Origin of the sequence: Oceanisphaera profunda (assembly GCF_002157895.1) — a bacterium.
Classification (GTDB): Bacteria; Pseudomonadota; Gammaproteobacteria; order Enterobacterales; family Aeromonadaceae; genus Oceanimonas; species Oceanimonas profunda.
The window spans coordinates 2,280,663-2,295,677 of the sequence record NZ_CP021377.1 but is presented as its reverse complement, the minus strand read 5'-3'; the positions used below and the strand labels follow the sequence as shown (position 1 = coordinate 2,295,677).

Here is a 15,015-nt window from a genome sequence, read left to right as displayed (position 1 = left end):
CCAGTCAACGTTAAAGCGGTCTTTACGCAGCACAAGCGGCTGCGTAAAGACCCGCTCAATTACTGCTGGTTAGATGCTTCAGCGGCGGCAATGCGCTCGGCACCAATTTCTTGTTCAAACTTCTTCCATACCGGTTTAACCTGATCACGCCATTGATCGCGCTGCTCTTTAGTTAAGGTAATGATTTCAGTTTTACCGCTATCAATAATGGCCTGCTTATCTCGCTGATTCAGTTCTTCAGCGTGCAAGTTCACCTCAACGGTCACTTCATCCATGATTTTAGTCAGCTCAGTGCGCACATCTGCGGGTAAACCATCCCAAAACGCGGTGTTGGTGATCACCATGTAATCGAGCAAACCGTGGTTAGACTCGGTGATGTACTTTTGTACTTCGTACATTTTTTGTGAATAGATATTGGAGTACGGATTTTCAGCACCGTTAACTACACCTGTTTGTAAGCCTTGATACACTTCTGCAAAGCTCATTTTACGAGGGTTAGCGCGTAGCGCTTTAAACTGCTCATCCAATACGGCAGAAGCTTGTACTCGGAACTTTAAACCCCGTGCATCTTTAGGAGTGCGCAGTGGCTTATTGGCAGATAACTGCTTCAAACCATTGTGCCAATATCCCAACCCCGTAATGCCTTTATCCTCCATACTGGTCAACAACTCTTGACCGACCGGGCCTTTTTGAAAGCGGTCTACGGCGGCAATATCGTCAAACAAGAAGGGTAAATCAAAAATTTGAATCGGCTTTGAGTAGTGCTCAAATTTGGCCAAAGACGGAGCTATCAACTGCACATCACCCAGCAATAAGGCTTCCATTTCTTTACCATCACCAAATAACGATGAGTTGGAATACACCTCAACTTCTACTTGGCCGGGCAAACGCTCTTCAGCCAGCTTTTTAAACAGCAATGCACCTTGGCCCTTAGGCGTGTGCTCGGCAACCACGTGCGAAAACTTAATAATAATCGGCTCGGCAGCATTCGCTAACCCAGCCAACCCCAGTGAGACAGCACAAACTAGTACTTTAGCGGTCACTTTAAGCATTAAAATTTCCTCTTCCTTAGAACGATTAATGCCGCACGGGCGACATTGGGTGTTAAAGCCATGAGATACACTCAGGCCCTTCAACATATACACCAATTTATACGCCAAAACATAACGAGGTCGGCTAAAGTCGATCGCAAGAGCTTTTTTGAAAAAAATAATGGTGTTTATTTGAGGCCAATCAAATTTTTAAATGGATATCTAAATCTATCAATGATGGCCTTGCGCCTAGGTTCTGGCTCGTAGCTAAAGGGCGAACCTTGCTTAAACAAAAATTTATTTTTGTATGAAAACAGCAGTACTTAAACAGGTATTACGAGGTAAGCCTGTTGTCTCTGTGTGCTGAGCCTTAAATTAGCAAACGAGTTTCTGACTTCTACTAACTCGACAGAATGTCAGCTAAAAAAATCCACTACAAAGCACATGCTTTGTCTTTACTGTAAATGTTGACCAAAGGCATGGATTGAGCAGTAACCCCTACTCCCTTCACCCCAGTTCTCTCACAGTAACTGCTCACTTATTCGCCACCTTCATACTTCCTTGCTATATCTTAAGGTCACCAACGCGGTTGGCCAATGATTGGCCGACTCTAAAAGTTACGCTCTATCAGTCAAGGATGACATTATGAGGAAGCTTATTGGCACGCGCCCTAGCGGCGGCTTTACCCTGATCGAACTGATGATAGTGGTGGCCATAGTGGCAATCTTAGCCACGGTCGCCCTACCCGCTTATCAAACCTACGCCCAGCGCGCTAGATTTACCGAAGTGATCGCCGCCACCGGCCCCGCAAAAACCGCTATCGATATTTGCGTACAGACTGGCGGCTCTGACTGTGCTGCAGCAGGAAATAGCGCCGTACCTGACTCTGCAGTAAAAACCGATACTGTCGCCGGTGTGGCGGTTACCACTACTGGTACCAACAACGAGGGTCCTTGGATCATTACCGCCACCGACACTAATACGGTGAGTGCTAGTACCTTCATACTAACAGGCACAGCAAAGGATGGCCGCGTAACCTGGGTTTCAGCTGGCTCATGCACAGCTGCTGGCTTGTGTTGATACATCGACATGCATACTCAACACAAGGGTTTAGCGCGCAGCTTATTAACCGCTTCTTTACTGACCGACGGCCAGCTAGAGCTGGCCCTGACCCAAGCGCAACAAGAAGCTAAGCCGCTGAGTACTGTGCTGGTCGAGCGCAAGTTATTGTCGAGTCATGAGCTGGCTAAATTTTGTGTGCGGCATTACGACTTACCCTTGTTCGATTTAGATACTCTAACCGCCCAAGATTTACCGCCGCAATATCTGAGCATGGACTTAATTGAGCGCCATCATGCACTGCCGATATTATTCCAAGATAATGTCTTATATCTGGCCATCTCAGATCCGAGCAATATGCAGGCGCTGGAGGACTTTAGCTTTCGTTTTAATGTGGTAACGGATGCTAAGTTGGTGGAAGAAATACAGCTGTCTTCCTTACTCAGCCAACTACAACGCAGTGATGAGCCCAGCCTTATTGATTTAACTCACAGCTCAGATGACGACGCCGATGACCTAGCTGGGCTACAAAGTAGTGCTGCTGAAGAAACGCCCCACGACCAAGATGATGCGCCGCTAGTACAATATATTCATCAAGTGCTGCGAGATGCGGTGCGCCAAGCGGCTTCCGATATTCACTTTGAACCTTATGAGCTATTTTACCGCATCCGCTTTCGCATTGACGGCATCTTACATGATGTGGCCTCGCCTCCCAGCCATCTCGCCAACCGCTTTGCCGCGCGACTAAAAGTGATGGCCAGCCTCGACATTGCCGAGCGCCGTCTCCCTCAAGATGGGCGCATTAAATTAAAGCTAGGTCGCCATAAGTCAATCGATATGCGGGTGAGCAGTTTGCCGACCCAAGCCGGTGAGAAAGTCGTATTACGCTTGCTCGATAGCGCCATTACTAAACTGGACATCAACCAACTGGGCTTTAATGAAGGACAAAAATCCGCTTATTTAGAGGCCCTGCATTTATCCCAAGGGCTAATTTTAGTTACCGGACCAACGGGCTCAGGAAAAACCGTGTCGCTCTATACGGGTTTAAGCATTCTGAATCAGGTGAGCAGCAATATCTCAACCGCCGAAGATCCCATTGAGATTATTATGCCAGGCATTAATCAGGTACAAATTAACCCTAAAGCAGGCTTAGGCTTTGCCCAGGCGCTAAGAGCCTTTTTGCGCCAAGATCCGGATATTATTATGGTTGGTGAAATTCGTGACTTAGAAACCGCTGAAATTGCCATCAAGGCGGCACAAACCGGCCACCTTGTACTCTCCACCCTGCACACTAATTCTGCCACAGACACACTAACGCGGTTGAAGAATATGGGGCTGGCCGCCTACAATATTGCCTCTTCGGTCAGCCTGATTATTGCCCAACGCCTCGCCCGAAAACTCTGCCCTCATTGTAAAATACCAGAGGTGTTATCTGCACCACAATTAGCCTTGTTAGGACTTAGCAGCAAGGGTCTTAACGGCAAAGGGCAAGATTGCCATGGCCCCGAACTAAATGACCGAGAGCTAAATTTATTCCAAGCAAGCGGCTGCGTCTTATGCACCGACGGTTACAAAGGCCGCATCGGTATTTATGAAGTGTTACCCATGAATGACACTTTGGCGGAGCTCATGCTCAGCGGCGCCGATTCCCTAACCCTAGCTCGAGCCGCCACAGCCTCAGGCATGCTCACTTTGCGCCAAGCGGCACTGGCTCAGGTACAACAAGGCATCATTAGCTTGGCAGAGGCCAATCGTATTACCCAGTAGCAGTGATGGGTGATGGGTGATGGGTGATGGGTGATGCAAAAATATAGCACCAAACCACGGCATCTAAGCGTGAGATGTAAAGCTGGTTTTAGCTTGTGTTGTCCACTTTGCTCTTTGCCCTTCACATCGCCGGAGGCGCTCAACGGAGGTAGCTCATGAGCAAAAAGCAGCCCTATCATTGGCAGGGCATCAACAAAAATGGCCAAGCGGTGTCTGGTGTGGCCCATGAGTCCAGCCTCTTGGCAGTAAAATACCAATTACAACGCCAAGGCATTCTGCCTACTCGAGTACAACGCAAGCGCCCGCCGCTATTCAGCAAATTCAAACAAACCATCTCCGCCGCAGACATTGCCATTATGACGCGTCAATTGGCGACTATGCTGCATGCCGGTATACCACTGGTACAAAGCTTGAAATTGATTGCCCGCTCGGCCACCAAGGGCCCGCTTGCCCACATGTTAACGCTGCTGGTGACGGACGTTGAAAATGGCCAGCCTTTATCCCGAGCTCTTAAGCAATTCCCTATGCAATTTAGCAACCTGTATCGGGACTTAGTACAGTCGGGTGAGCAGATGGGCGCCTTAGCCCAGGTGTTTGCACAGTTGGCGGACTACGCGGAAAAAGCGCAACTGTTGAAAGCTAAAATAAAGAAAGCGCTGTTTTATCCGGCCATAGTGCTGATAGTGGCGGCGCTGGTGTCGGCCATTCTATTACTGTGGGTGATCCCGCAGTTTGAGGAGATGTATGCCAACTTTGGCGCGCCTTTACCTTGGTTTACACAAGTGGTGATCAGTTTGTCTCGCGGCTTACAGCACTACGGCGGCTACCTACTGCTGGTGTTGGTGCTGCTCTGCTATTGGGTTATAAAAGCTCGACGTAGTGCGAATCGGTTGCGCCAGCAACAAGATCGTTTGTTGCTTAAGATGCCGGTGTTAGGTGCCATCTTGCAGAAAGCCGCACTCACGGGCTTTGCCCGCACATTAGCTGCTACCTTTGCCGCCGGTATTCCCTTAATAGAAGGGCTAACCTTGGCTGCCGGAGCCTGCGGCAACCATGTCTACAGCCAAGCGGTATTGCAAGTACGAGCCGATGTGGTAGCCGGCATACCGCTGCATTTAGCATTGGGCTCCAGTCAGCTGTTTCCTGATCTATTAGTGCAACTGGCCATGATAGGTGAGGAAACCGGTGTTATTGACGATATGATGCACAAAGTGGCGAGCATTTATGAAGCCGAAGTGGACGCAGCAGTGGAGGCTTTGGCCAGTTTAATTGAGCCAATGATGATGTTGGTGCTGGGGATTTTAGTTGGCGGGCTAGTGATTGCCATGTATCTTCCCATCTTTAATCTGGGTAGCGTTATACATTAATGTCCGTATTTTCATTAGTGCTTATATTGCCATGAATACTGGATACTCATTATTTATATATTCATTAATAAGGATTCGAAATGGCGGTGCTGAGCCAATGGCTAACCCAAGATATGCTCTCTCTTTATATCATTGTTACTTTGCTAAGTTTACTCGTCGGTAGCTTTTTAAATGTGGTGATTTATCGACTACCGGTGATGTTAAAGCGCGAGTGGCAGCAAGAGTGTGCCGAGCTCAATAACAGCCCTGCCCCCGAACAAGCAACCTTTAATATCTGCACCCCACGTTCGCGTTGTTCTCATTGTCAGCATCAGTTGAGTGCGCTCGATAATATCCCGCTGCTAAGTTGGTTAATGCTACGCGGGCGCTGCCGCTATTGTCAGGAGAAAGTATCTAAGCGCTATCCCTTAGTTGAATTAAGCACCGCCATCTTATCTGCGGCGGCCGTATGGCGTTTTGGCGCTAGCCCAGAGTTGCTGGCCGCTTTGTTATTTACTTGGCTGCTGATCTGCATGACGATGATCGATGTGGACCATCTTTTATTACCGGATAACCTAACCCTATCGCTGTTATGGCTAGGGTTATTAATTAATCTCAATGGCCTATTTATCCCTTTGTCGGATGCAGTAATAGGTGGCGTAATTGGTTACGGCATCTTGTGGAGTTTGTATTGGGCGTTCAAGCTGGCCACCGGTAAAGAAGGCATGGGCTATGGCGACTTTAAACTATTAGCCGCGCTCGGCGCTTGGTTTGGCTGGCAGGCTATCTTGCCGATACTGCTACTCTCGTCTGTAATAGGCTCAGTTATAGGCCTAAGCCTAATGGCGAGCCGGCGCTTAAATGCACAGCAAGTACTGCCCTTTGGACCGGCACTTGCCATCGCTGGCTGGGTGTATCTTATTTGGGGCAAACCTTTAATCAACTGGTACTGGAGTGTGGCGTTATGACATATACAGTCGGAGTAACCGGTGGCATCGGCAGCGGTAAGAGTACCGTCGCTGACTTATTCGCCGAGCTTGGCATAGTGGTGGTGGATGCAGACGTGATTGCCCGAGAAGTAGTGGCCCCCGGCGAGCCGGTACTAGACGCCATTGGCGCCTATTTTGGTCCAGAAGTGATCGCCGCAGATGGCAGCTTAAATCGCGCCCTAATGCGCGAGCGAATCTTTGAGAATGCAGCTTATCGCCATTGGCTGGAAGCCTTGCTGCACCCTTTGATCCGCGAGCGTATGATTACTGAATGCCAAAACGCGCGATCGGCTTATTGTTTATTAGTAGTACCGCTATTGGTGGAGAATAAGCTTACCGACCTCTGCCAGCGAGTGCTGGTGGTGGACGTGGCTGAATCAACCCAAATAGCGCGCACTACGCAACGGGATAATATAGCAGCCGCACAAGTTGAGGCCATGATGGCCACCCAAGCCAGTCGCGAGCAGCGCTTGCATGCCGCCGACGATGTGCTTGATAACAACGACCGCGAACTCACCCAGATCAAAGCCGCCGTGCTGCAATTGCATCAGCAATATTTGGCATTGTCGGGAGCCTGAGTCCTACGGACAACCTAAGCCAGAGATAAAGTCATAAGACAAAAAAAAGGGTCGAATACGTTTAAAAGTATTCGACCCTTTTTAATGGTGTGCCGCTGCACTCGATCTGGTGCTAACTTATAAAACAGCCAGCTATGCTGGCCGGCGAATAAATTGCCGGGCTACAAGTTCGGAAGTCTTTCGTAGGAACCCGTTTCTTCGGCAAAGAAACGGGCGGTTACAAGAGCAGGTGATGCTCGGCGCTGCCCTTAATCCCCGTCCCATTCACAAAAAAATGCCTGCAATGCTTGGCCTAAGTACCAGGCATCTTTGGTGCCGGCGGTTTCACGGATGGAGTGCATCGACCATTGCGGTGCGCCTACATCCACCACCCGCACGCCTAATTTAGTGGCAGCAACCGGACCTATAGTACTGCCGCAGCCCATATCTGATCTCACCACAAAGTGCTGGTAAGGTACCTTGGCCAAATCGCAAAAATGTCTAAATAAGGCGCTGGTTTCTGAGCTGGTCGCGTAACGCTGATTAGCATTCACCTTGATCACTGGGCCGGCATTGATTTTAGGACCATGGTTTTCATCATGCTTATCCGCATAGTTAGGATGTATGGCGTGAGCGTTGTCAGCAGAGATCAACAAAGAACGCGCCATCATGCGCTGATATTCTTGCTCATCACCACTCAAACGGCGTAACACACTTTCTAAAAATGGACCTTCGGCGCCGGTGGCGGAAGAGCTACCCACTTCTTCATGATCGTTACACACCAACAGCGAGGTGGCCGCTGGCTGTTTGCTAGATAAGAGAGCCTGAAGTCCTGTGTAACAAGACAATAAGTTATCAAGGCGTGCCGAGCTGATGAACTCTTGCTCTAAGCCCACCAAAGCCGGTGGCTGGGTGTCGTAGAAGCACAAGTCATAATCGATAACTTCAGCGACGTTATGACCCGCTTTGCGTAACCAAGTAGCGAGCCACTCACGCAACACTAAGCTTGGGTTAGGCTTTCCATTAGCATCAGTATCAGCACTCGCATCTAGCCCTAACACTGGCGGCAAATGCAGCTGAGCGTTTATTTCAGAGTTTTTATTCGCTTCACGATTGAGGTGAATCGCTAACGAGGGGATCACCGCAATCGGCTTTTTCACATCAATCAGTGCCGTCTGTAATTTACCCGCTTCATTACGAAAATATATCTGCCCCGCAAGCGACAAATCTCGGTCAAACCACGGATGCATCAGCACGCCGCCATACACTTCTACCCCAAGCTGCAAATAGCCTTGGTGTAGCAGCTCAGCGTTAGGCTTCACTTTTAAGCACGGGCTGTCGGTGTGCGCGCCTATCATGCGCACACCAGCGTCAAACACCGGCTGCTCGCCTAAGCGAAAGGCAATAATTGAGCGACCACCACGAACAAGCCAATAACCTTGGCCTGGCTGCAATTGCCAAGCTTCGCTTTCATTTAATTCGCTAAAGCCCGCCGCTTCAAGCTCGCGCACCATAGTATTCACCGCATGGGCAGGACTAGGTGAAGCTTGTAAGAAGTCGATTAAACCCTGATTAAAATCTGCTTGCTGTTGAGTCACTTTTTATTACCTCGAAAACAAAGCCAAACCCCGAAGGGCAGCTTTAAGTTGTCAGCTTTAGGAGAAAAGACGTTTTGCTGCGCAACTATTTACCTAAGACAGGGGGCCGACTAAAGATGCCCCTACAAAAACACCGTTTCTCGGGGTTATCTTACGGCTTACCGTTTGCTGTTCATGGATTGCCGCGTCGTTGCACTCCTCGCAAAGACAAAGGTGTTATTAGTACGCTCTTAAGCCGTCTTTGCGAGCGTAGCGAAGCAATCCATTTTTTTGGCTGGCAACTTACGGCTTCAAGCTTACCGATGCCCGAAGGGCTTTATTCTATACGTGTAAAGATCAGATCCCACACGCCGTGGCCTAAACGATGACCGCGCTGCTCGAACTTGGTCAACGGACGATAGTCAGGTCGAGGCATATAATCGCCCTCGGTAGACGCATTAACGTAACCTGGGGCCGCATTCATCACTTCCAGCATATGCTCGGCGTAATTTTCCCAGTCGGTGGCCATATGAAATTCGCCACCAATTTTAAGCTTACTGCGCAGCATTTCCACGAACGCAGGCTGTACAATACGGCGCTTATGGTGGCGCGTCTTATGCCAAGGATCGGGGAAAAACAACTGCACTCTGTCTAAGCTTTGCTCCGCTAACATATGCTCAAACACTTCGACCGCATCGTGACACATCACGCGCAGGTTAGTGATTTTGGCCTCAGCAGCGCCCATTAAACAAGCGCCCACGCCCGGGGTGTGCACTTCGATACCGATATAATCAAGCTCAGGCGCTACTTTCGCCATCTCGACTAACGATCCCCCCATACCAAAACCAATTTCTAGCACTCTTGGTGCAACACGGTTAAACACCGTATCTAAATCAATCAGTTGTGGCTGATAATCAATGCCCATTACCGGCCACTGTTCAGTCATGGCTTTCTCTTGGCCTTTGGTCAAGCGCCCTTCTCGCAACACAAAGCTGCGAATTTTTCGTTTACGCAGCTCTTGTTCTGGTTCGGTAAGCTCTGGTTGCTCGATGTTAGTTGGCTTAGGCGCGTGTTCATCTATCATTTAACTTCTCCGGCTGGCTTAGCAAGCCTACTTTAAGATAATTTTTAATATGTTGATTTAGCTGCAGTCTCAAAATGAAAAAACTGCATTCTTACCCCAAGGTAAGAATGCAGTAGTAATTTCACGTTCATTATAAAACGACTGTCGCTTATAAACTTACCGCTTCAAGCTTACGGCTGTTATTTTATGCACGGGAGGAGTAAAGAAAAACATTCCAAGCTGATAATTCGGCATTTCCCACCTCACCCCTCACGCTTCACCCTTTACGATCGACCTAAAGCACTTGGCTGATCACGCGCCCTAAGCGCTTGATGCCCTCTTCAATGGTGGCCTCATCGGCACCCGCATAGCTTAGGCGTGCCGTATTCAAAATATCTGGGCGCACATAAAAAGGCTGACCGGGCACGAAGGCTACGTTTTCTTTGATTGCCACATCAAATAATTCCATGGCATTGATATGCTGAGGCAATTTCAGCCACAAGAACATGCCCCCCTCAGGGCGAGTAAACTCGATACCTGGGCAGTACTTGAGCAGGGCATTTTCCATGGCAACTTTTTGGCGGCCATACACGGTACGAATGCGCTCGATATGTTCATCAAGATCGTTCTCTTGCAAGTAACTATGCAATACCTGCTGTACGAAGCCATTGGTATGCAAATCCGACGCTTGCTTGGCAATGGTGACCTTTTGGCATAACCAGTCGGGCATTAACATCCAACCCAAGCGGAAAGATGGCACCACCACTTTAGAGAAAGAGCCCAGCAATACCACGTTATCCGGCGCTAGTTTGGCAATCGGCGGTAAGTGCTCACCTTCAAAGCGCAACTCACCGTAAGGGTTATCTTCAATCATCAGCACATCGTGCTTGATTAAGCGCTCGGCCACTGCTTGGCGATTTTCAAGGCTATAGCTCAAACCGGTAGGATTTTGAAAGTTGGTGACGCCATACAACATGCGCGCATGGTTAGGCTCGGCTAACAGAGTATCTAACTCAGCTAAATCCAAGCCATCGTCATTGAGCGCTACACCCTGAAAATTGGGCTGATAAACAGACAGCGCTTGAATAGCACCTAAGTAACCGGGCTCTTCAATAATAAGATTATCACCTTCATTCACCAACACTTTACCCAGCAGATCCAGCGCCTGCTGAGAGCCATTGGTGATCAAAATATTGTCTGGCGACACCTGCATACCATATTGCTTAAAGTAGCGATCAGCAATGTATTGTCGCAAGGGCGCAAAGCCTTCGGTAGCCGCATACTGTAAGGCGCCATTGCTGTGGTTTTGCAGCACCTTAGTGCTGGCTACGGCGAGTTGCTCATGAGGAAAAAAAGCGGGATTCGGTAAACCGCCAGCAAAGGAGATAACGTCTGGGTTCATCGCAACTTTAAGAATTTCACGAATGAATGAGGGCTCTACCTTGGCAAAGCGTTGCGCAAAAAAGGGTTGCATAAGGATCTCTCTAAAAGCCGGTGCTTGACGGGCGCCAATAAAACTCTTCTTTTGTATCAGAAAACAGTTAAATAACAAACTATCTAGCGCAAATGAGTGCGCGTAACCCTGCCATCTTCACTAATAATGTCGATTTTTTAGTGTTTTGTTAGTGAAAGTGCGAGTTTGCGCAAGCCAGCCGAGTGTGCTCTGATCTTGCTATTCTCATCTATATAGTCGCTATTGTGAATACAGTCTCTTTCGCCGAACGGGTTTTGGCTTGGTACCAGCAGTATGGCCGTAAAACATTGCCATGGCAGCAAAACAAGACACCTTACCGAGTGTGGGTGTCTGAAATTATGCTGCAGCAAACTCAAGTGGCTACTGTTATCCCCTATTATCACACCTTTATGGCGCGCTTTCCTGATGTGCTGAGCTTGGCCAATGCCGAGCAAGATGAAGTGCTGCATCTCTGGACCGGCCTGGGTTATTACGCGCGCGCTCGTAACCTGCACAAGGCCGCACAAACTATTCGCGATCATTATCAAGGCCAATTTCCTGAGCAATTTGAAGAGGTATTAGGCCTGCCCGGTATCGGTCGCTCCACCGCAGGGGCTGTGTTATCGCTGGCATCGGGTCAACATCACGGCATTTTAGATGGCAACGTGAAACGAGTACTGGCGCGCTGGCTTGCCCAACAAGGCTGGCCGGGTCAGAAAACCGTAGAAAACGAATTATGGGATCACGTAGCGCGCCTAACACCCGCCCATGGCGTCACTCAGTATAATCAGGCCATGATGGACTTAGGCGCCACCATTTGTACCCGCTCTAAGCCTAAGTGTGAACTGTGCCCCGTGAGCCATGACTGCCAAGCGCTGGCGTTAGGCACTCCTACTGCTTTTCCGCACTCAAAGCCTAAAAAAAACCTACAGCCGGTCAAGCAGGCACATTTTTTGTTACTCAAACAAGGTCAGCAGCTGTTCTTAGAACAAAGACCGCCACACGGCATTTGGGGCGGCTTATACTGCTTTCCTGAGTTTCATAGTGAGCAAGAGCTAAAGGATTGGCTGAAGCGCTATCCAGAAGCCAGCTCGCCACAGTCTCTGCCCGGCTTTCGCCATACCTTTAGCCACTTTCACTTAGATATCAGCCCTTGGCTGGTGGAAATACCCAAGATACCCACAGAGATCATGGCCGCCAGTGAGCGACTTTGGTATAACTTGGAGCAACCGGCATCAGTCGGCTTGGCGGCGGCCACCAAAAAGCTGCTTGCTTACCCGCAACTGCAAACTTGCCCACCCGAACACAAGGAATAAATCATGAGTCGTACCGTTTTCTGTCAACGTTTACAAAAAGAAGCCGAAGGGCTGGATTTTCAACTTTATCCGGGCGAACTGGGTAAACGCATTTATGACAATATCTCTAAAGAAGCTTGGGTCGCTTGGCAGCAAAAACAAACCATGTTGATCAACGAAAAAAAGCTCAACATGATGAATACCGAGCACAGACAATTATTAGAGCAGGAAATGGTGGCCTATTTATTTGAAGGCGCCGATGTAAAAGTTGAGGGTTACACCCCTCCGACTGCAGACTAAAGCAGCGCTTTGCTCAAGACATAAGCAAACGCGCTTATGTCTTTGAAAAAGCGGTTGACTTGATATGACCAATCTTATCTAATGTCGCCCCACAAGCCCGGATAGCTCAGTCGGTAGAGCAGAGGATTGAAAATCCTCGTGTCGGCGGTTCGATTCCGTCTCCGGGCACCATATTTGTTTAGTAATACAGTAACCAGTTTTGTATGCACGCCCAGCGTGCTACGCCCGGATAGCTCAGTCGGTAGAGCAGAGGATTGAAAATCCTCGTGTCGGCGGTTCGATTCCGTCTCCGGGCACCATTTTAAGTAAGTTGCAGTAACGAGTTTTAATAGTTGATTAACATCGACTATGCCCGGATAGCTCAGTCGGTAGAGCAGAGGATTGAAAATCCTCGTGTCGGCGGTTCGATTCCGTCTCCGGGCACCATTTTTAGCGTGAACAGTTTAAGCCGGCATAGCTCAGTTGGTAGAGCAACTGACTTGTAATCAGTAGGTCCCGAGTTCGACTCTTGGTGCCGGCACCAGAATAAAGCAGTAACAATAAGCCAGCCTAGTGCTGGTTTTTTTGTGCCTGAATATCACTCCTGTCTATATCCGGTCCGCTTGGCTTTATCTTTCCTTTCATCTGCCGGCTCCTCAACCACATAACAAATCCGCACCCATTTACTTCGTTGTCTTCGCCTTAAAAACCCTAAGCCTCATGTTAAGCCGCCGATTCACTTAGGCACTGTCTGAGTATTAGTTTTCCCGAAGCAAAAGCGAGGCGACAGAATGCGGCTGACTGCATAGCGCCCAGCTAGAGAGCTCGATGACCGAATGCTATGGTGGCAGGCTATAAACAGGGTTCGATCGCTCGGAGGCGTATATGTCCCATCACGATAACGAATTAGCAAACAAAGCAGTACCAGCTGCACAAGTAAGCGCTGACGAAGAAGAAAGTAATCATCATCGTCAGTCTCGCCGTCGGCTGCTGACCATGATAGGTGTCGGGCTGGCCGGGGCTTATGTGGCGCCTACGCTGTTTAGCTTAGGTCAGGCCCAAGCCGGACATTGGCGTAACAGTTATTCTCGCCCCAGCTACTCCAGACCCAGTTACTCTCGCCCTAGCTACTCGCGACCCAGCGGCTATGAATATCGCCGTCGCGATCGGGTGCGTGAATACTCAGACGATCCCATTCGTATTTTAGAAGATGCCATTTTTGGTGTCCAAAATCGCTAATGAACGCGCAAATACCCCCTTCAGCCGTGGATATCAGCTTGCCGCACTTGGGCCGCTGCTTACGCATTGATCAAGCCCCCGAGGTAGTTTCGGCGCTTACTCAAGCCATGCCAGGCTGGCCAATCACAGTGCTACCAGCACAAGACCCCATCCCTGATCGCTATGTTTATCAAGATGCCGAGGGCTTATGGCAAGGCTGCGTGCATGAACCCAATGAATTCCATTTACCATCCCCCGCTTCAGCGGCTTGCAGCTTAGTTGCTGAGTTAGTCAGCCAGCGCATGTTAAATGAGCCAGACCTCTTAGGTTTGCATTGTGCCAGTGTCGAGATTAATGGCCATTTGGTGCTGTTTCCTGAAAGTAGCAAGGCGGGCAAAAGTACCTTGTCGGTGGCCTTTGCCGCTGCGGGTTATCGGGTATTTGGCGACGATGTGCTGGGATTAACGCCACAAGGTGCAGGGGTTGCCATGGGGGTCGCGCCGAGATTACGCCTACCTTTACCGAACAGTTTTCCCGCGGAGTTTGTCGCTTACAGTGAGCGCCATGCAGGCCCCGAAGACGAGCGTTATCGCTTTGTGATCCCAGATGAAAATGGCTTAGCTAAGGTTGATGAGAACTGTCCTGTAGGCGCCATAGTACTACTGGAGCGAGACTCACATATTCTGGAGCCAGAGGTGGTGACACTGCCACCCGCAGAAGGCTTGTTACAGCTGTTATGCCAAAACTTTGCCCGCGAGACATCAAGCGCCACACTGCTGACGCGCCTATTACCTCTGATGCAAGCCGTGCCCTGCCTGCTGCTGCGTTACTCTGAACCATTAGCAGGTGCTCGCCACTTAGCTCAGGCAATTAAAGACCCACAGTTATACGCTGCTAATCAGGCCAGCCTGCTTAATCTGCCACCACACGCATTACAGCAGCGCGGCCCAATCACTGCACAAACTACGCTTGAGCATATATGGTCTGCGCAACATGCAGTCACTGCTTATCCGCTGGGTGATGAGCTGTTTTTAATTAACACCACAAGCGGGGCTATTCATCGCTTAAATTCTAGCGGCAAGATTGCTTGGCAGTTACTGCAACAGCAACCCTTATCAGGTCATGACTTAAGCGACGTAATGGCCAGTTACTTTAAGGCTCCGCTGGCAGCGGTAACGGCGGATGTAGCCACACTGTTGACCGCATTAGCACAAGCTGGATTAGTGACTAACCAGCCATAGCGGCAATGGCGATTTTGGTTTATTAATTAAACGGTAAAACTCCCCATTACGACCTCGCTTCTCGCAGCTTTATGCTTCAAACGCCTTATCTATATAGGCTTCATTTAGGCTCTACTGCCGTCTAGCGATGCTACAGTAAA

13 protein-coding genes and 4 tRNA genes are annotated in these 15,015 nt (G+C 49.4%); 13 read left to right on the top strand and 4 right to left on the bottom strand.

The features are described 5' to 3' along the window. Positions 1-59: 59 nt before the first annotated feature. Positions 60-1,052 (bottom strand): TRAP transporter substrate-binding protein, encoded by a 993-nt coding sequence (locus tag CBP31_RS10090; protein ID WP_087038697.1) that lies wholly within the window; start codon positions 1,050-1,052, stop codon positions 60-62. 624 nt (positions 1,053-1,676) lie between these two features. Here CBP31_RS10090 and CBP31_RS10085 point away from each other — a divergent pair. The 5 genes from CBP31_RS10085 to coaE all read left to right on the top strand — a co-directional run bounded on the left by CBP31_RS10085 (position 1,677) and on the right by coaE (position 6,770). Continuing rightward, on the top strand, positions 1,677-2,111 hold the full coding sequence (locus CBP31_RS10085) for a pilin (protein WP_087036901.1): 435 nt from the start codon (positions 1,677-1,679) through the stop codon (positions 2,109-2,111). Between the two features lie 9 nt (positions 2,112-2,120). Beyond that, positions 2,121-3,857 carry a type IV-A pilus assembly ATPase PilB gene (gene pilB / locus CBP31_RS10080; protein ID WP_087036899.1) on the top strand — a complete coding sequence of 579 codons (1,737 nt, stop codon included), beginning with the start codon at positions 2,121-2,123 and terminating at the stop codon, positions 3,855-3,857. A gap of 155 nt (positions 3,858-4,012) precedes the next feature. Beyond that, positions 4,013-5,224, top strand: a complete 1,212-nt coding sequence (locus CBP31_RS10075; RefSeq protein ID WP_087036897.1) for a type II secretion system F family protein — start codon at positions 4,013-4,015, stop codon at positions 5,222-5,224. Between the two features lie 80 nt (positions 5,225-5,304). Further along, positions 5,305-6,171, top strand: a complete 867-nt coding sequence (locus tag CBP31_RS10070) for a prepilin peptidase (protein ID WP_087036895.1) — start codon at positions 5,305-5,307, stop codon at positions 6,169-6,171. Further along, on the top strand, positions 6,168-6,770 hold the full coding sequence (gene coaE / locus CBP31_RS10065) for a dephospho-CoA kinase (RefSeq protein WP_087036893.1): 603 nt from the start codon (positions 6,168-6,170) through the stop codon (positions 6,768-6,770). The genes CBP31_RS10070 and coaE overlap by 4 nt, the downstream gene beginning before the upstream one ends. 248 nt (positions 6,771-7,018) lie before the next feature. Here coaE and CBP31_RS10060 read toward each other — a convergent pair whose 3' ends face one another. The 3 genes from CBP31_RS10060 to CBP31_RS10050 all read right to left on the bottom strand — a co-directional run bounded on the left by CBP31_RS10060 (position 7,019) and on the right by CBP31_RS10050 (position 10,863). Then, positions 7,019-8,347, bottom strand: a complete 1,329-nt coding sequence (locus CBP31_RS10060) for a M18 family aminopeptidase (protein ID WP_087036891.1) — start codon at positions 8,345-8,347, stop codon at positions 7,019-7,021. A gap of 316 nt (positions 8,348-8,663) precedes the next feature. Beyond that, positions 8,664-9,410 (bottom strand): tRNA (guanosine(46)-N7)-methyltransferase TrmB, encoded by a 747-nt coding sequence (trmB, locus tag CBP31_RS10055; protein ID WP_087036889.1) that lies wholly within the window; start codon positions 9,408-9,410, stop codon positions 8,664-8,666. A gap of 274 nt (positions 9,411-9,684) precedes the next feature. Beyond that, positions 9,685-10,863, bottom strand: a complete 1,179-nt coding sequence (locus CBP31_RS10050) for an aminotransferase-like domain-containing protein (RefSeq protein WP_087036887.1) — start codon at positions 10,861-10,863, stop codon at positions 9,685-9,687. A gap of 224 nt (positions 10,864-11,087) precedes the next feature. Between CBP31_RS10050 and mutY the strand changes: the two genes are divergently transcribed. The 8 genes from mutY to CBP31_RS10010 all read left to right on the top strand — a co-directional run bounded on the left by mutY (position 11,088) and on the right by CBP31_RS10010 (position 14,875). Continuing rightward, the gene (gene mutY / locus CBP31_RS10045; RefSeq protein WP_087036885.1) at positions 11,088-12,158 is read left to right on the top strand and encodes an A/G-specific adenine glycosylase; all 1,071 of its coding nucleotides are present in this window, start codon (positions 11,088-11,090) and stop codon (positions 12,156-12,158) included. Between the two features lie 3 nt (positions 12,159-12,161). Beyond that, on the top strand, positions 12,162-12,437 hold the full coding sequence (locus CBP31_RS10040) for an oxidative damage protection protein (protein ID WP_087036883.1): 276 nt from the start codon (positions 12,162-12,164) through the stop codon (positions 12,435-12,437). 95 nt (positions 12,438-12,532) lie between these two features. Continuing rightward, a tRNA-Phe gene (locus CBP31_RS10035) sits at positions 12,533-12,608 on the top strand. Positions 12,609-12,660: 52 nt separating this feature from the next. Next, positions 12,661-12,736, top strand: a tRNA-Phe gene (locus CBP31_RS10030). A 51-nt stretch (positions 12,737-12,787) separates the two neighbouring features. Continuing rightward, positions 12,788-12,863 (top strand) — tRNA-Phe (locus CBP31_RS10025). Positions 12,864-12,884: 21 nt separating this feature from the next. Next, positions 12,885-12,960: transfer RNA gene (locus CBP31_RS10020), tRNA-Thr, on the top strand. A 341-nt stretch (positions 12,961-13,301) separates the two neighbouring features. Further along, positions 13,302-13,655, top strand: coding sequence for a hypothetical protein (locus CBP31_RS10015; protein WP_087036881.1), 354 nt, complete (start codon positions 13,302-13,304; stop codon positions 13,653-13,655). Then, positions 13,655-14,875, top strand: coding sequence for a PqqD family protein (locus CBP31_RS10010; RefSeq protein ID WP_087036879.1), 1,221 nt, complete (start codon positions 13,655-13,657; stop codon positions 14,873-14,875). The genes CBP31_RS10015 and CBP31_RS10010 overlap by 1 nt, the downstream gene beginning before the upstream one ends. Positions 14,876-15,015: the final 140 nt, after the last annotated feature.